Source organism: Sporofaciens sp. St.21A7 (genome assembly GCF_059728535.1).
The window spans coordinates 4,544,236-4,561,658 of sequence record NZ_BAAGFN010000001.1; the positions used below are offsets into that span (position 1 = coordinate 4,544,236).

The 17,423-nt window shown below is 46.9% G+C and carries 18 protein-coding genes; 9 read left to right on the top strand and 9 right to left on the bottom strand.

Features of this window, described 5'->3' with window-relative positions:
* The first annotated feature begins 178 nt into the window (after positions 1 to 178).
* The 3 genes from AC6I3O_RS22605 to AC6I3O_RS22615 are packed head-to-tail and all read left to right on the top strand — an operon-like array spanning position 179 to position 1,549.
* Positions 179 to 724: a helix-turn-helix domain-containing protein gene (locus AC6I3O_RS22605; protein ID WP_497852783.1), complete on the top strand. Its 546-nt coding sequence runs from the start codon at positions 179 to 181 to the stop codon at positions 722 to 724.
* A gap of 37 nt (positions 725 to 761) precedes the next feature.
* On the top strand, positions 762 to 1,349 hold the full coding sequence (locus AC6I3O_RS22610) for a hypothetical protein (RefSeq protein WP_497852784.1): 588 nt from the start codon (positions 762 to 764) through the stop codon (positions 1,347 to 1,349).
* 14 nt (positions 1,350 to 1,363) lie between these two features.
* Positions 1,364 to 1,549 (top strand): hypothetical protein, encoded by a 186-nt coding sequence (locus AC6I3O_RS22615; RefSeq protein ID WP_497852785.1) that lies wholly within the window; start codon positions 1,364 to 1,366, stop codon positions 1,547 to 1,549.
* An 83-nt stretch (positions 1,550 to 1,632) separates the two neighbouring features.
* Here the strand turns inward: AC6I3O_RS22615 and guaA are convergent, their stop codons facing one another.
* The 8 genes from guaA to AC6I3O_RS22655 all read right to left on the bottom strand — a co-directional run bounded on the left by guaA (position 1,633) and on the right by AC6I3O_RS22655 (position 10,230).
* The gene (guaA, locus tag AC6I3O_RS22620; RefSeq protein ID WP_497852786.1) at positions 1,633 to 3,180 is read right to left on the bottom strand and encodes a glutamine-hydrolyzing GMP synthase; all 1,548 of its coding nucleotides are present in this window, start codon (positions 3,178 to 3,180) and stop codon (positions 1,633 to 1,635) included.
* Between the two features lie 183 nt (positions 3,181 to 3,363).
* On the bottom strand, positions 3,364 to 4,725 hold the full coding sequence (locus AC6I3O_RS22625; protein ID WP_497852787.1) for an MATE family efflux transporter: 1,362 nt from the start codon (positions 4,723 to 4,725) through the stop codon (positions 3,364 to 3,366).
* Positions 4,726 to 4,790: 65 nt separating this feature from the next.
* The gene (locus AC6I3O_RS22630) at positions 4,791 to 5,021 is read right to left on the bottom strand and encodes an HPr family phosphocarrier protein (protein WP_159754656.1); all 231 of its coding nucleotides are present in this window, start codon (positions 5,019 to 5,021) and stop codon (positions 4,791 to 4,793) included.
* Positions 5,022 to 5,279: 258 nt separating this feature from the next.
* Complete coding sequence (locus AC6I3O_RS22635) at positions 5,280 to 7,526, bottom strand: alpha-galactosidase (RefSeq protein WP_497852788.1); 2,247 nt, start codon at positions 7,524 to 7,526, stop codon at positions 5,280 to 5,282.
* A 160-nt stretch (positions 7,527 to 7,686) separates the two neighbouring features.
* Positions 7,687 to 8,562, bottom strand: a complete 876-nt coding sequence (locus AC6I3O_RS22640; RefSeq protein WP_497852789.1) for an AraC family transcriptional regulator — start codon at positions 8,560 to 8,562, stop codon at positions 7,687 to 7,689.
* Between the two features lie 15 nt (positions 8,563 to 8,577).
* A complete protein-coding gene (locus AC6I3O_RS22645; RefSeq protein WP_497853573.1) occupies positions 8,578 to 9,423 on the bottom strand; it encodes a 4Fe-4S binding protein in 846 nt (281 codons plus the stop codon).
* 31 nt (positions 9,424 to 9,454) lie between these two features.
* Entirely contained in the window at positions 9,455 to 9,604 is a 150-nt protein-coding gene (locus tag AC6I3O_RS22650; protein WP_497852790.1) for a CD1871A family CXXC motif-containing protein, read from the bottom strand.
* Positions 9,601 to 10,230: a TlpA family protein disulfide reductase gene (locus tag AC6I3O_RS22655; protein WP_497852791.1), complete on the bottom strand. Its 630-nt coding sequence runs from the start codon at positions 10,228 to 10,230 to the stop codon at positions 9,601 to 9,603. Before AC6I3O_RS22655 ends, AC6I3O_RS22650 begins: the two co-directional genes overlap by 4 nt.
* Before the next feature lie 163 nt (positions 10,231 to 10,393).
* Between AC6I3O_RS22655 and AC6I3O_RS22660 the strand changes: the two genes are divergently transcribed.
* From AC6I3O_RS22660 to AC6I3O_RS22675, 4 genes are all read left to right on the top strand, one after another.
* A complete protein-coding gene (locus AC6I3O_RS22660) occupies positions 10,394 to 11,503 on the top strand; it encodes a pyridoxal phosphate-dependent aminotransferase (RefSeq protein WP_497852792.1) in 1,110 nt (369 codons plus the stop codon).
* 71 nt (positions 11,504 to 11,574) lie between these two features.
* Entirely contained in the window at positions 11,575 to 13,170 is a 1,596-nt protein-coding gene (locus tag AC6I3O_RS22665) for an AAA family ATPase (protein WP_497852793.1), read from the top strand.
* 48 nt (positions 13,171 to 13,218) lie between these two features.
* Entirely contained in the window at positions 13,219 to 13,410 is a 192-nt protein-coding gene (locus AC6I3O_RS22670) for a hypothetical protein (protein ID WP_497852794.1), read from the top strand.
* Between the two features lie 75 nt (positions 13,411 to 13,485).
* The gene (locus AC6I3O_RS22675; RefSeq protein WP_497852795.1) at positions 13,486 to 16,056 is read left to right on the top strand and encodes an FAD-dependent oxidoreductase; all 2,571 of its coding nucleotides are present in this window, start codon (positions 13,486 to 13,488) and stop codon (positions 16,054 to 16,056) included.
* On the opposite strand, the gene AC6I3O_RS22680 is transcribed toward AC6I3O_RS22675, so the two are convergent.
* Positions 16,046 to 16,204 carry a hypothetical protein gene (locus AC6I3O_RS22680; RefSeq protein WP_497852796.1) on the bottom strand — a complete coding sequence of 53 codons (159 nt, stop codon included), beginning with the start codon at positions 16,202 to 16,204 and terminating at the stop codon, positions 16,046 to 16,048. The two genes, AC6I3O_RS22675 and AC6I3O_RS22680, sit on opposite strands and share 11 nt — an antisense overlap.
* A gap of 242 nt (positions 16,205 to 16,446) precedes the next feature.
* Here AC6I3O_RS22680 and AC6I3O_RS22685 point away from each other — a divergent pair, with 242 nt between their 5' ends.
* On the top strand, positions 16,447 to 16,911 hold the full coding sequence (locus AC6I3O_RS22685) for a TNT domain-containing protein (RefSeq protein WP_497852797.1): 465 nt from the start codon (positions 16,447 to 16,449) through the stop codon (positions 16,909 to 16,911).
* Between the two features lie 2 nt (positions 16,912 to 16,913).
* Complete coding sequence (locus tag AC6I3O_RS22690; RefSeq protein ID WP_497852798.1) at positions 16,914 to 17,345, top strand: hypothetical protein; 432 nt, start codon at positions 16,914 to 16,916, stop codon at positions 17,343 to 17,345.
* Positions 17,346 to 17,423: the final 78 nt, after the last annotated feature.

The window sequence follows — 17,423 nt, forward strand, 5'->3', positions numbered from 1 at the left end:
TTTCCTCTCTTTCTTATTTTTGTTTCTGTTGCGCAACATTTGTTTCTGTAATGTTGTATGTATATACTATCGCAACATTTGTTTCGTGTCAATATCTTTTTCTTTATTTTTCCCTTTTTATGTGGTATGCTATATTTATACTTTTTTAATTTTGGAAGTTACTTTGCAGGAGGTCGTTATGACTGTTGGAGAAAATATAAGAAGAATCAGGCAGGAAAGAAACTTAACTCAAAAGCAACTCGGAGAATTGGTTGGCGCAAGTGAAGCATATATTCGTGCATACGAAAGCGGCAGACGCAATCCTAAGCCCAAATCCCTTGAAACTATTGCAAAAGCTCTTGCTGTCAATGTGGAGGTATTAACTAACTCTGACTTTGGCGGTATCAAAGCTATGCACAGACTTTTTCAAGTGTTCCGCCAATATGACGGGCATTTATTTGAATATCAGGATCAGGACGGTAATGATATGGTCGCTGTCAGCTTTGGTACGCTTTCTTTGATGCGCTCATGGTGTGACCGCTATGAGGAATATATGAAAGAAGTAGAGAAGTGTAATTCAATTAAAGATATAAAAAAGCGTGGCGAGGCGTTGTTAAAGGCGGAGGCGGCTTTTAATCTTTGGATGGATATTTATCCGGAGTCGGAGCCTTGGCAACAACGGCTTGACATTCAAAAAGTTCACGATGAAACTATGGATAAAATTGGACTAAATTCTAAGCCATAAAACCAAATGCAATTACCATAAGGAGTGGAGTATCAAAATGAAAGAATATACTGTAAACATCAATGATAAAGAATATTCTGTTGCCGTGAAAAGCAACAATATAGAAAGCACAAACAACACAGCATTCTCAGAAGAATTATCATATGAATCTATCAAATCTGAATATGAGCATTGTGTCCAACGTTCAGAAAAATTAGATAATAAAATATATATCATACTAACTGTCTTTGCCTTTATTTTTGTTCTAATATGTGATGTTATAAAGAAAATCGAGAGTTTTTCATTTCCTACCTCTGCTTCACAATTAGCACTTATTATTACATACTCGGTCTTATTAACAATCAATATTTTAATATATGTTTTTACATTAATTCAACTCACAAAATTATTAAAAGGTATATCTATCAGACGCTTTAATCCCACATCTGTTCTAAGCAGAGATATGATCAACTCTGACTCAAAAACTGTTGCAAGATATATTTGTTCGCAATATAATATATGTATTGATTCAAACAATGAAATTCTCGAAAAAAAATTCAAGAAATTCAACGATTGCGTCAATTATATAATACCTATAATAATAATTTCCATATTACTTATATTTATTAGCGGATTTATCTATTAGAAAGGAGGTCTATTATGTCAAATAATACAAACAGTTTATCAGATGATGAATTATGGGCAAAGTGCCAACAAGGCGGTCCCATAACTCCTCAAGATTTAGGGTTAAAATCAACCCAAAGCACTTCTAATGATACTACTTATCTTACTGAAGGCACAAATTATCTTCAATTTGAATTAAATGATAAAAGAAGCAGAAGATAATTTTTGTACCCAAATCGTACCCACCGCCACCTAAAAAATCCCCGCAAGCCTTGATTTTTCAAGACTTGCGAGGATTTTACCTCTCACTCGAACTCAATCGTCCCCGGCGGCTTACTCGTCAAATCATACATCACCCGATTAACCCCCTTAACCTCATTAATAATCCTCCCCATAACCTTTTTAAGCACCCCAAACGGAATCTCCGCCGCCTCCGCCGTCATAAAGTCAACCGTATTCACCGCCCGGAGTGCCACCGCATAGTCATAAGTCCGTTCATCCCCCATGACCCCGACACTCTGCATATTCGTAAGAGCTGCAAAATACTGGCCAATCCCCCGGGCAATCCCTGCATTCTCAATCTCCTCCCGGTAAATCGCATCCGCATCCTGCACAATCCGAACCTTCTCCTCCGTAACCTCCCCAACAATCCGCACGCCAAGTCCCGGTCCCGGGAACGGCTGGCGGAACACCAGATACTCCGGAATCCCCAGTTCCAGCCCCGCCTTCCTAACCTCATCCTTAAACAAATCCCGAAGAGGCTCAATAATCTCCTTAAAATCCACATAATCCGGCAATCCGCCCACATTATGATGGGATTTAATCACAGCCGACTCCCCGCCAAGGCCGCTCTCCACCACATCCGGGTAAATGGTTCCCTGCACAAGGAAATCCACCGCGCCAATCTTCTTCGCTTCCTCCTCAAACACACGGATAAACTCTTCCCCAATCATCTTCCGCTTCTGTTCCGGGTCAGACACCCCCGCCAGCTTATCATAAAATCTCTGCTGCGCATTGACACGGATAAAATTCAAGTCATACTCCCCCTCCGGTCCAAACACAGCCTCCACTTCATCCCCTTCATTTTTCCGAAGCAACCCATGGTCCACGAACACACAGGTAAGCTGCTCTCCGACCGCCTTGGACAGCAAGACCGCAGCCACCGAAGAGTCCACCCCGCCCGACAGCGCACAGAGTACTCTTCCGCTTCCCACCTTGTCACGAATCTGCCGCACAGACTCTTCCACGAACGAATCCATCCGCCAGTCCCCCGCACAACCACATACATCCAGCACGAAGTTAGAAAGCATCTTCGTCCCTTCCTCCGTATGCAGCACCTCCGGGTGGAACTGAATCGCATATAATCCTGCGTCCGTATTTTCAGCCGCAGCCACAGGACAATCCACCGTATGGGCAGTAACCTCAAATCCCGGCGCCACCTTAAAAACAGAATCAAAATGGCTCATCCAGCACACCGTCTTTTCCGAAACATCCCGGAAAATCCTAGATTCCCTCTTGTCCACCAGAACCTCCGTCTTGCCATACTCCCGCACATCCGCACGCGCCACGGTTCCCCCAAGCACATGCATCATAAGCTGTGCCCCATAACAAAGCCCCAGAACAGGAATCCCCATCTCAAAAAGCTCCCTAGAGTACGTCGGAGAATCCGCCTCATAACAACTGTTCGGTCCTCCCGTCAGGATAATCCCCTTAGGATTCATCGCCTTAATCTTCTCAAGCTCCGTCTTATAAGAATAAATCTCACAGTACACATTGCACTCCCGGACACGCCTCGCCACAAGCTGGTTATACTGTCCCCCAAAATCCAACACAATCACCAATTCTCTCTTCACTTGCATCCCTCCCTGAATTTCCATTTCTGCTCCTTTTTCATCTCACAATCTTTTCAGCAACCTTCACATGCGGCTGCAACAGTTAGACACACTATCAATAACCCGCTTTTTCATCCCACAATCTTTTTTCTACTCCACTGCCCCAATGACAATACTGCGTTAGAGAGAAGAAGAAAAACAGAATTACACCAACGACTGCTTCTTCCATCCCCCTCTATAATACCGAATCACAAAACACAACGCCCGGAACACCCAATCGATGACCATCGCCACCCAGACGCCGAACACGCCCATCCCAAAATATTCTCCAAGCACATAACTGAAAATAATACGGAACAGCCACATAGACGCCATAGAAATAATCATACAAGCCCTTGCATCCCCGGAAGCCCGGAACGTTGACGGAAGGGTAAATGACAACGGCCATATCAACACCGCACTGATTCCATGGAAATAGATAATCTGCCTCGTCGCCTCTGCCGTAACATCCGACAGATGATAAGCCTTTAAAATCAACGGCAGGACCGCAAACACACTAAAAGCCATCACCGCCGTACCGATATGTGTAATCAACAACAATTTCTTATTATAATACTTTACCTGCTCATAATCCCCGGCGCCCACACATCTCGCAATGACCGTCGTAACCGCCAGATTAATCGCCATGCCCGGAAGAATCTGGAACATCGCAATCGAATTTCCTACGGCGTTTGCCGCAATGGCATAAGTACCGAAGGTAGAAACCAGACTCAAGACCAGAATCTTCCCAAGCTGGAACATACTGTTCTCCAACCCGTTCGGCACGCCCACACTGAGAATCTTCCTCACATGCGACCAGTCCACCCGATACCGCCAAGTACGTTTGATATGTAAGGTTTGCTTCTCATCACAGAGAAGGACAATGATAAGCACCGCCGCCACAGCACGGGATACCAGCGTCGGAATCGCCACCCCTTCCGTCCCCCGGTGGAAACCGTAAATCAAAATTGCATTTCCCGCTACATTTATCACATTCATAATAATCGATATCTGCATAGAAACCTTGGAATTCCCCATGGCACGGAACACTGCCGCCCCGGCATTATACAATGCCATAAACGGAATCGCCATCGTCACAATCATAAGATAAACGTCCGCATGGCGCATGACATCCGGTTCAATCTGCCCGAATACCCCATGCAGAATCAGGCTCTTCCCCGCATATACCAATGCCGTAATGACAACGGCACAAATCGTTATGAACCAGACAAGCTGGGTCGCCGATTCACACGCCGCATCCTTCTTCCTATGTCCAAGATATTGCCCTGCCACTACAGCCCCGCCCGTAGCAAGCGCGGCAAAAATATTGATGAGCAGTACCATGACCTGGTCTACCAGCGAAACACCGGACACGGCAGCCTCACCCACGCTCGCAATCATAATCGAATCCGCCATCCCTACAAGTACGGCAAGAAGCTGTTCGACCACAAGCGGAATAATCAACGCCACCAGCGACCGGTTATCGAACAGATAACCGCTTCGGTCAATTTTCGTAAGTTTATTCATAACAAAGACTCCTCCATCGCATATTATACGACGAGGAGTCCCCTTATACAAGTATCAAATTACATTTACGCAGCAATAAATTCTTCTATATCCTTACGAAGATCGTCACACTTTTCTTCGTAGACCGCCAGCTCAATCTCCTTATGGAAGCCAAGATTCATCAACCCTAACAGAGATTTTGCATCAACTACATACTTGCCGCGTTTCATATCCATATTATATGGATATTTTTCCACCTTCTGCACAAACTCTAAGATGTCGTCCGGATTCTGAAATACTACAATCATTTTGCTCATAACAACCTCTCCTTTTCAAAGACGATAATATCATAATTTCCCTGAAATGGAAATGTACAACATGAACAAGAAATCCTTTCCAAGTCTTTCATTTCATAGGTCGAATGTATATTCTGTATCCGGCACATCCACCATCCATCTGCCCCGGCGTCCGCTCCCAAACATCCTGCCAGTTATCATTCTGCCTACCCCGATGCAACGGCAGACCAGGCAGTCGCCATACGTCCATCGCTGCCGACAACACCCAATGGCAAGAGGTTATTTGTCTGCTATCTGCTTGTCCTGCACCGCCCTAAGGACATAAAGCCTGGAGTCAAAATCTCCATACTCCCCAGTCAGCTCCTCCACCTGCCCGGACATGCCGTCAGACGTAATAAGCCCAATATTCATCAATTCATCCCCATAATAAACCCTCTCGGCGCCCTGTTCCTCATAACAGAAATCCGGATTCAGCCCGCAAAGACGCACCCTGGTATACGGCATATTCACATGGCTCAAAGTACGGTACCATCCCACAACCGCTTCCGTCTGCTCATCATTTACTACCATCCAGCAGGTAATATTTCCCTCAAACGGACTGACCAGCCTATAAAATCTGCCAAACTGCAGAAGCTCCCTGTATTCCTTCATAAATGCAATCTGCCCCTTCACAGCCTCCTGCTCCTCTTCCGTCAGCTTATTCAAATCCAGCTCATATCCGAACGTCCCGAAATAAGCCACATTTGCCCGGGTATGCAGCGGTGTGTTACGGAACACCTGATGATTCGGCGCAACAGACACATGGCTGCCGATACTGCTAATCGGATAACAAAAGGACGTGCCGTACTGTATTTTCAGACGCTCCACCGCGTCAGAATCATCGCTCGCCCATCCCTGCGGGGCATAATAGAGGATACCCGGGTCAAACCGTCCGCCGCCGCTTGCGCAGGACTCAAAAAGCACATGAGGGAAATTCCGGTTCAGCCGGTCATACAATTCATACACCCCTAAAATATAGCGATGGAACACTTCCCCCTGGCGTTCCGGCAAAAGAGCCTTAGAATAACACTCCGTAATGCTCCGGTTCATATCCCATTTCACATAAGAAACCTTCGCCTCGCCCAAAATCTTCGCCATCATCCCATAGATACAGTCCACCACTTCTTTCCGGGAGAAATCCAGCACATACTGGTTCCTTCCATGGGAAACACTTCTTCCCGGAGTGGAAAGAATCCAGTCCGGATGCGCCCGGTAAAGGTCAGAATCCTTGTTCACCATCTCCGGCTCGAACCAAAGCCCGAACTTCATGCCTAACCCCTCGATACGCTCTGCAAGACCCGTAATCCCCCGGGAGAGCCGTTTCGGGTTCGCCACCCAGTCGCCCAGACCCGCATGGTCGTTATTGCGCTGCCCAAACCACCCGTCGTCCAGCACGAACAATTCCACCCCGCATTCCTTTGCCTTGCCTGCAATCTCTACAAGCCTGTCCTCTGTGAAGTCAAAATAGGTCGCCTCCCAGTTGTTATTCAAAATCGGTCTTGCCTTATCCCGCCAGTATCCTCTGGCAAGACGCTTCTGATACAGACGGTGGAACGTCTGGCTCATACCGTTCAGCCCCTGTTCCGAGAAAACCATCACAGCCTCCGGCGTCTGGAAACTCTCTCCCTTTTCCAGCTTCCAGTCAAATCCCATAGGATGAATCCCCATCAGGACTCTCGTCGTGTCATGGGTATCCACCTCCGCCTGGGCAAGGAAATTTCCGCTGTATATCAAACTAAAACCAATGGCCTCTCCCTGAAATTCATTTGCCGCCGGACGTTTCAGCACGATAAATGGATTATGCTCATGGGAGGAATTTCCCCTGCGGCTGTCCACCGCCTGGATTCCCTGCTCTAATTTTCTCACCTTCAAATGGCGTTCCCGCGCCCATGCCCCGGAAAACTGAAGCCACTCATAGTCACAGTCCGGCAAATCCAGACAAAGGCTCATGGCCGTCGTCAGATGGAGCTCCTCCTCCCCTTTGTTTGAGATTCTGGCGCTTCTGGCAAGAATACCTCCTTTGGCAAAAACCGTGTAGAGCAGCTCCAAAACCACCCCGGTCAGCGAATCTGCCAACGTGATACAAAGCGTCTCCGCCTCATCCTCATTTTCCGTATAAGTGGCAGGAAGCCCTGTAAGCGCTGGTTTCCCTTTCTGGATTTCGTAACCCTGATATTTGAAATCACAGATACGGCTTCCGTTTGGCTGTAATATTTCGATTGCAGGACGGCGGTAGTCCGTCGTCCCATATACGCCGTACTCTTGTTTTACATGCTCCAAAGAGAAACTTCTGTCCCCCTCGAACACACAGGACGCCATGGGCCGGCATACCGTCTCATACAGATAGGAATAATCCTCCCTGTGATGAACCTTTTTTCCGAAATAAAGCTGTCCCATATGCCCGTTCGGAAGAACCGTCATAATATAACTAATCTCCTGATTATACAGATGAAATGTCTTTGTGCTTTCGCTAAATAAAATACTCATACAAAACCTCCTTCTTATACAAATGTTCGGATGTCTTTTACGCTCCATACCCGATTTCCCAAAAGCCGCGCAATTTCCGCATCCTTCATAAATTAAATTGTATAAGAGAAACCTGCGGATGCATATGCCCATATGTGGGGGAAAAATGTCCAAATGTTGGCTATAACTTTTCCAGATTATCCTTATGGCTCTCCAGATAATCCTTTTTTTCACTCCGGTTCTTTTCCCTGTATCTGGCAGGCGATATTCCACGCTTCGCCTTGAACGCTTTCCCGAAGGAATACGCATTCTGATATCCGCAGGACAGGGCAATCTCTCCCATGGAAAGCTCCGTAAGAGTCAAAAGCTCCGCCGCCCTGGTAAGCCGGTAATTTGCCAGATATTCCTGGGGGGAGACATTCAGATAACGGCGGAACAGTTCATAGAGATACGTACGGTCAACACACACATATTTCGCAATGTCCGTCACCCGTATGGCGTCAAAATAATTGTTACGGACATACTCCACCGCCCTGCTGATATGGATATTCTCCCCGTCCTGTTCCCGCGGGACATTTATATTGATATTTTTTGACAGAATCGCAAAAAAAGAATAGAGAAGCCCCTGCCTCTCATACTGGTTGCTGATACTGCTGGTGGTATTCTTCAGCATTTCCACCACCGTTTGTTTCAGCTCTGCGCCATGGGCGCTCCTGAAAATCAACTGCCTGCTGTGAAGCCCAACATCCAGAAGATATTCCGCGACATTCGTTCCGTTAAACCCAATCCACAGATATTCCCAAGGTTCATCCGCATCCGCCTGATAAAAGGTCAGAACGTTCGGCTCAATCAAGAAGCCCTGCCCCGCTTCCAGGCAATACCGGGCGTCCCCGCTGTGATACTTGCCTCTTCCTTTTAAAATAAAATGAATCAGATAATCCGGACGGACCGCCGGTCCAAAACTGTGCAGCGGCTTGCATTTACTGTAGCCGCACATGCACAGATATAATTCAGAAAACTTCCGGTTGGATAACTGTAATACATAAGCATCTTCCATGGAAATATCCCTCTCTCATTTACTCGTTTCACACTGACGTTTAACGTCTTTGGCCGGAAGCGGAGATTGGATTGCATGGACGGGGCACACTTTTTTGCACAGCCCGCAGCGGATACATTCCGGGCTGTTTGCATGCTCCACCGGATTTACCTGCATCTTACATGCCTTGGCACAGGCGCCGCATCCCGTACATTTGTCCTTATCCACCCTGTACCTGAACACCGATATTGGATTGAACACCGAATAAACGGCTCCCAAGGGGCAAATATATTTGCAGAACGGCCTGTATATCAAAACCGAAAGTACAATCGTCACTGCCAGTAATACATTCTTCCACACATACAGCCAGCCCAATGCACTGCGCATAGATTTGTTCAGCAGCACCAGCGGCAGGCCTCCCTCCAGCGTCCCCGCCGGACAGATGAGTTTACAGAAATAAGGCGCGCCTTGTCCCAGCACATCCACCAGAAACATAGGCAGAAGTATGACAAATACCGCCAGTATTACATATTTTAATTTCCTAAGCAGCTTATCTCCCCGAAACGTCCCTATTTTTTTAGGAAATGGAATCTTATGCAGCAAATCCTGAATCAGCCCAAAAGGACACAGCCAGCCGCAGACGAATCTTCCCATCAGCGCGCCTATGAACATCAAGAACCCAGCCACATAAAACGCGAACTTAAAATTCCAATTCCCAATCACCGCCTGCATCGCCCCGACCGGGCAGGCTCCCAAGGCTCCCGGGCAGGAATAGCAGTTAAGACCGGGAGCGCAGAGATTCTTCAACTTCCCTTTATATATTTTCCCCTGAACGAATCCTGTCAGGTAACTATTGGTAAGAAGCCCCCATAATGCCTGCATTCTATGGCGTTTCCACTCGTAATTCTTTCTCTTATCCAATTCCGATACACTCCATACATATATTTACTGCTTTTTCCCACGCCACCGCCATCTCTCCCCGGTAAATCCCAATCCCCATCAACCCTAAACCTAAGGCAGCGATACAGATTCCTGCCCATGGAGACCGTAAGAAGCGGCTCATTTTGCCACCCCTTCCAGTTCCTTTTCCACGATTCCCTTCCAGTCCTCAAAAGAACGACTGCCAGAATACGTCTCTCCAACGATATTTCCGTCCTTGTCTACGAAAAATGTCTCAGGAACCGCGGCAATCCCGGCAAGCCTGCCGCCCAGATACCCTTCGTCCGGTATCAGGAACGGGTAAGCCGCCCCTGTCTTTTCTGCCAGAATCTTAGCCTTCTCTACTGCCTTTTCATCCACCTTGCCGGAACTGCCTATTGCATCTAACACAATACCGACTACACCTACGCCCTGGCCCTCCATTTCCTTGTGAAGCTTCTCCAAATCCGGAATCTCCCTGATACAAGGCGTACACCAAGTCGTAAACACATTTACCATGGTCAAGTCATGGTCTGCAAACAATTCTTCCGTATAGGCGCTGCCATTTATGTCCTCCATAGAGAACTTTCCCAGATTACCTGCGCCCTCTCCGGCAGCGCCATCCGTCTCATCCAAAACATCCTGTTCCTTCCCTTCTGCCTCTTCCTGGGCCAAAGAAGGCTCCTCCTGAGATGAACAGCCGCTCAAAACAGGCGTGCAGCACATGGCCGCAGTTAATAAACTACATAATACTTTCATTCGGAATTTCATAATCATGTAACCTCCCTTTCGCTTTAACCTCCCTTATTCTAACATATCCATTTTAAAAACGTATGAAATGTTATATAAATTTAGAAAAAAGTTGAAAATTAAATCCGAACATGGGAAAATAATGTTGATGGAATATATAATTAAGAAGAAAGAAGGTAACAACATGCCAGATAATATGCCACAGACTCGCCCTGCATTCCATGGCAGCGACATTGAGCAGATTGAGAAATACTATGGAATCCCCAAGGAAAGCATCGTAAAATTCGGAGCCAACGTAAACCCTCTCGGGTTATCTGACGCGGTGCGGGACGCCCTTGCAGAACATCTGGACATCATCACCAGTTACCCGGACAGAGAATATAAGGCGCTGCGCAAGGCAATCGCCCAATACTGCGGTACGGACATGGATTACGTCGTAACCGGGAACGGTTCTACGGAGTTGATTTCCCTGCTAATCAGCCAGCGAAATGCCAAACACGCCCTGGTCATCGGTCCTACTTACTCGGAATATGAAAGGGAGCTGTCCCTGACCGGCGGGCGGATTACCAATTACTATCTGGAAGAGGAACGGGATTTCCGTCTCAATCTGGAATATCTGGAACGGGCGCTTGCAGACGATGTTGATTTCCTGATTCTGTGCAATCCCAATAACCCGACTTCCTCTGCCCTTAACTGCAATGAACTGGACGCGCTGGTCGGGCTGTGCAAAGAACGCCGGATTTTCGTGATGATTGATGAAACCTATGTGGAATTTGCCCCTTCCGTAGCCGAGATTTCCGCTGTTCCTTTGATTCCCCGCTATGATAATCTGATGATTCTAAGGGGCGTATCCAAATTCTTTGCCGCCCCGGGGCTTCGTCTGGGTTACGGGATGACCAGTAACCGGGCATTTCTCACTAACCTGAAGCGGCACCAGAATCCCTGGTCTTTGAACAGCCTCGGCGCTTTTGCAGGGGAGCGGATGCTGATGGATACGGATTACATCCGACGGACAAGAGAGCTGATTCTTTCCCAGCGGAGCAAATGCATGGCTGTGTTAAATGATTTCCGTTACGTAAAAGCCTATCCTGCCTATGGGAATTTTATCCTCATGAAGCTTTTGAAGGATGGCATATCTTCCTTTGATGTGTTTGAGCATGCGATTCAAAAGGGCATGATGATTCGGGACTGCTCTTCCTTTGCGGGGCTTCCCGGGGAATATATCCGGTTCTGTATTATGATGCCGGAGGATAATGAACGGCTTTTGCACTGTCTGGGGGAACTGTTAGCTTGATGCTTGCAGATTGTTTTTTCTTGTAACATCGGGTAAAATAGCAGATAACAACGAAAGGGGAGATTGTGTCTATGGGAATCTACTTGAATCCGGGAAACAGAAGTTTCCAGATATCGCTCAATTCTAAGATTTATATAGATAAAAGCGGACTGATTGCCTATACAAATTCTGTCATTAATACGGCGCAGCGATTTGTCTGCGTCAGCCGCCCAAGACGTTTCGGCAAATCTATGGCCGCAGAAATGCTTGCGGCTTACTATGGAAAAAATATTGATTCCAGCGGGCAGTTCGACCATCTGGCGATTGCCGAAAACACTACCTATTCAGAACATTTAAACCAGTACAATATTATATTTTTAAATATCCAGCAATTTTTAAGTCAGACAAGCAGTATTCCAGCTTTAAAAGAACTGATTGAAAAAACGCTGTTGTGGGAATTATTGGAGGAATATTCGGAATTAAACTATTTTAACCCTTCGTCATTAACCTCCGTATTGCAAACAATTTCTGCAAATAAAACAACTTCCTTCATCTTCATCATCGACGAATGGGACTGCATTTTCAGAGAATACAAACATGACGTCCAAGCCCAACGGCTATATCTGGACTTCATCCGTAACCTGCTGAAAGACCAGCCGTACGTAGCCCTTGCATATATGACAGGCATCCTTCCAATCAAGAAATACGGAACCCACTCCGCCCTGAATATGTTCGATGAATTTTCCATGACCAATCCCGGGCCGCTGGCTTCCTACGTGGGATTTACGGACGAAGAAGTAAGAGAGTTATGCTCTGTTTACCAGATGGACTACGAAGAAGTGCAACGCATGTACGACGGTTATTGCTTTGAAGGCACGACCCACATCTACAGCCCCCGCTCCGTAGTGAGCGCCATGCTCACCAGAAGCTTCGATAATTTCTGGAATAAGACCGAGACTTTTGAAGCTCTCCGGGATTACATCATCCTGAATTTCAAAGGGCTGAAAGACATCGTTACCCAACTTCTTGCCGGAATACGCAAGAAAATCAATACCACAACCTTTACCAATGATATGACCACATTTTCCTCTGCGGACGACGTCCTTACCTTATTAATTCATCTTGGATATCTAGGATATGATTTCAAAACAAAAGAAGTCTTTATTCCCAATTCCGAGATTGCGTCTGAATTCTGCAATGCAGTTGAATCTGCGGGATGGGATACGGTGGCTGATGCAGTGAGGAAATCGGACGAGCTGTTAGAGGCGACCATACGCCAAGACCCTGACGCCGTAGCCGCTGGCCTTGAAACAGCGCACATGGAGACATCCATACTGACTTATAACAATGAAAACGCCCTCTCCTGCACGATTGCTCTTGCCTATTACAGTGCAAGGGAATATTATCTCTCTTTCAGAGAGCTTCCCACCGGGAAGGGTTTTGCCGATATTGTATACATTCCCCGAAAAAATCATCCTGAGAAGCCTGCCCTTGTGATTGAACTGAAATGGGATAATTCTGCGGCCGGCGCAATCCAACAGATTAAAGACAAATGCTATGTGGAGTCCCTGGCAGATTACCGCGGGAATCTGCTTCTTGTAGGTGTCAGCTATGACCCTAAGACGAAAAAACACCAGTGCTGCATTGAGCCCTGGCAGATACCGCATGTGGGAGCGGCCGCAAAATAACGTATTGTACACATAAGAAGTGATATTTCAAGAAAGCAGGTGAGAGATATGCCAAGTAGTTTAGAAATTGCCAAAAATGCCATAGATAACTTTAATAAAATACAACGCTATATGGTATTAGCAAAAGACGAAAACGCTGAGAAGACATATGCAGCGTTAAAGGAAGAGTATATTTCTTTGAAAGCAATCCTTAACATTGCAGGAGTGAACCTGTCAGAACTTGACCGGATTAATGCGTAGGCTTTTGCAAAATCATGGATTTTATATTATACTTTTCTATAGGAATTAATTGTAAACGAAAGGAGACGAACTATTATGAAATATGTAATCCTCGGCGGCGTTGCCGCAGGCACGAAAGCCGCCGCCAAGCTGAAACGCTGCGACCGGAACGCAGACGTCAGAGTCTATACCAAGGGAGAAGACATTTCCTATGCCGGATGCGGGCTGCCCTACTACATCGGCGGCGACATCCCAGACCGTGAAAGCCTGATTGTCAACACTCCGGCACGTTACAGCGGTCTTACCGGCGCAGAGGTCTTCCCCGGCTGTGAGGCGACGGGCATCGACAGCGCCGCTAAGACCGTTTCCCTGAAAAAATCCTCCGGCGAGACATTTACGGAAACCTATGACAAACTCATCATTGCAACAGGGGCTGTCCCCTTCGTTCCTCCCGTAGACGGCGTAGGGCTTCCCGGCGTGTTCTGCGTGCGCACCCCGGACGATGCCGTGGCGGCACGCTCTTACATAGAAGAACAGAAATGCCGGAAGGCAGTGGTTTGCGGCGCCGGGTTCATCGGCCTTGAGGTGGCGGAGAACCTGATGGCACAGGGCATGCAGGTAACGGTCATTGACGCTGCGCCCCAGATTATGCCTAACGCCTACGACGAGGAAATGGCTGACTATGCGAAGAAACAGCTCCTCTCCGCCGGCATGCGCGTGCTGACCTCCACCAGCCTGACAGGAATCGAAGGCGATTCCAAAGCCGAGAAGGTGGTGACTGACAACGGCACATTTGACGCCGATATGGTAATCCTTGCAATCGGAGTCCGTCCTGCCACAGGATTTCTGGCAGATTCCGGCCTTGAGATGTTCAAAGGAACGATTCTCGTGGACGAGCATTTGCAGACCAACCTGCCGGATATCTATGCCGCAGGCGACTGCGCCATGGTCAAGAATGCGCTGACCGGGCAAGGACAGTGGTCTGCCATGGGTTCCACCGCCAACCTTGCGGCGCGCGCCATGGCAAAATCCTTAAACAATGCGGGCGAGGGATATAAAGGCTGCCTCGGCACCGGCGTGGTACGCCTGCTTCCAACCCTGAACGGCGGACGTACGGGACTTACGGAAGCCCAGGCAAATGCAGCCGGTTACGCCGCGACTTCTGTTATCTGCGTGTTGGACGATAAGGCTCATTACTATCCGGGCGCATCCTCATTTATCGTCAAACTCACCGCTGAGACGGAAACCGGAAAATTACTGGGCTTACAGGTGTTGGGTGCAGGAGCCGTAGATAAGATGGCGGATATTGCTGCGGTAGGCATTTCCCAAGGGATGAAGCTTCATGACTTCGATACCCTTGACTTCGCCTATGCGCCTCCTTTTTCCACGGCAATCCATCCCTTCGTCACAGCATGTTATATTCTGGAAAATAAGATGGAAGGTCTGCTGGACTCCATAAGCCCGGCGGAATATGCGAAAGGGGACGCCAGAGGATATACGGTACTGGACGTACAGCCTGCCCCGGCCATCCCGGGAGCAACATGGATTGACCTGTCCAAAGTAAATGGACCGCTGGAGGGATTTGACAAAGACGCCAAACTGCTGCTGGTATGCGCAAAGGGCAAACGGGGATATTTCTTACAGAACCGCCTGAAAGCCTTAGGATACACGAACACCAAAGTTCTGGAGGGAGGCGCATTTTTCAATAAAGTAAAAGTTCCCCGGGACGGGAAGAAGCTTTCTGCCGAAGAAATCAAACGGGTCAAGGGGCTTGGATGCCTGCAGGATAAGCGGTACGGCGATGTATTCAATGTACGTGTGATTACCAGGAACGGGAAGCTCACCACCGAAGAACAGATTAAGATTGCCGAGGCCGCTGAAAAGTTCGGTTCCGGGGAAATCACCATGACGACCCGCCTGACGCTGGAAATCCAAGGGGTGAATTACGATAATCTGGAACCTCTCTTTGCCTTTCTTGAGGACGCAGGGCTAAAGACCGGCGGAACCGGCTCTAAGGTGCGCCCGGTAGTATCCTGTAAGGGAACGACCTGCCAGTATGGGCTGATTGATACGTTTGCACTCTCGGAAAAGCTGCATGACCTCTACTATACGGGCTACCATGATGTGTCTTTGCCGCACAAATTCAAGATTGCGGTAGGCGGATGCCCGAATAACTGCGTGAAGCCGGATTTGAATGATTTGGGGATTATCGGACAGCGTCAGCCGGAGATTGATTTGTCCAAGTGTAAGGGCTGCAAGGTCTGTCAGGTTGAAAATAGCTGCCCTATCAAAGTCGCGAAGCTCGCGGACGGGAAGATTCGGATTCCTGAGGAGAGCTGCAACCACTGCGGGCGGTGTATTGATAAATGTCCGTTCGGAGCAGTGACGGAATCTGTGACAGGCTACAAGGTCTATATTGGCGGACGTTGGGGCAAGAAGGTTGCGGAAGGACGTGCGTTAGACCGGATTTTTACCTCGGAAGAAGAAGTCATCGACGTGGTGGAACGGGCGATTCTGTTCTTCCGTGATGAAGGGAACTCCGGGGAACGGTTCGCGGATACCATTGCAAGGCTTGGGTTCGATTATGTGCAGGACAAGCTTTTGAACAGCAAGATTGATAAGAAGCAGATTCTTGAGAAAAATGTAGTCGGAGGAGCTACTTGCTAATTCCTGAATTCAGTATTTTCATGAACCGATATAGGTTCTTAAACGGGCCGCCGTATCTAAGTTGGTATAGCAACTTAGATACGGCGGCTCCTTTTCTTCTCCTTCGCACGATGCGTTCTGCTGCGATGAACACTCTTTTCTGTATCATACACATTTTCTACACTCCCTTCCCCTCTTCCCCACACAATTACACCCTATTACACATTTATAAATCTTGCTTTGCAATGATCAGATCTTGTCCAATGGTCTCGATTTCATCGTGATTTTATTATACTATATTATTATAATACAGTTGTATTTACTACAGGTTTATAACTTACATCTATCAATCCACTATGTTCAGTGCTATACTTCAATAAAAGAAAGAATTTCAGAAAGAAAGTACGACGAATGAAAAACTATAACGGTGAATCAATCAGCGGAATACGCCAACTGAAAAAGAAGGAATATGGCACAGGAAAAAAAGATCGGCATGGTCAGCCAGTAATAAATTGGAGTTATTTATCAAAACATGCAGATGACAATGGATTTGATACCAGAAATATAGAAAGTAATGGAAAATATACGATTGAATTTATTTTACCTTATGGAAGCATAATAATTAGATACGGAAATGAGATTGGCCGTTTTACAGCTCCCAAGGGAACTGCATATGAGAAATTATCTTTGCCATATATTCCGGAAACCATGGAATATAATGAATATAAAGTAATTTCTGACAATGTTTGTATTAAATGCATCGTAGAAAAAGGGATTGTGGCTCCGGGGTTTGACAGCGAAGGCGGTGCAGTCCAGTATTACCATCCCATTACAATCAGGGAAGCCGTCAGAAAAGGCATGTTAGAAAGGATGTAGTTATGGGAAAAACATTACGTGAACCTTCACACATACAAAAAGAGAATCTTGATTTCTATGAAATATTGAAAAGAACTTTCAAAGCATTTGATATACGGGACGATTTTTGGTCTTTTGGAGAGTTTGCGGAGGAGGCCATCTGTCTTGTAAAGAATGCCGCAAGCTGGGTTGTGTACGATGGTGAAAGAGGAAAAAAACATAATATTAAGACTTATATGAATTGTCAGGAGGCTTGTCATGATTTGATATCCAGAATTGCGGAGTCTGACGATATGGAGAAGAAATTGAAAGACTTTTTTGACTTAGAGTGTGACAAGAAACGATTTAGCCGTTTGGGGTATTCAGATTATAAAAAGTCTAGCAGTAAATCGGATATTGTTCCTATCCTAGGGTCGGATGAGATTAGAGAGCGAGCGGTTACAGCAATTCATTAATTGTGTAAGTCGGATGGTCTGCCGGGGAATGAGATTCCCGGCAGATTTTTGTTTCTCTAAAACAGGGTGTATAATCTT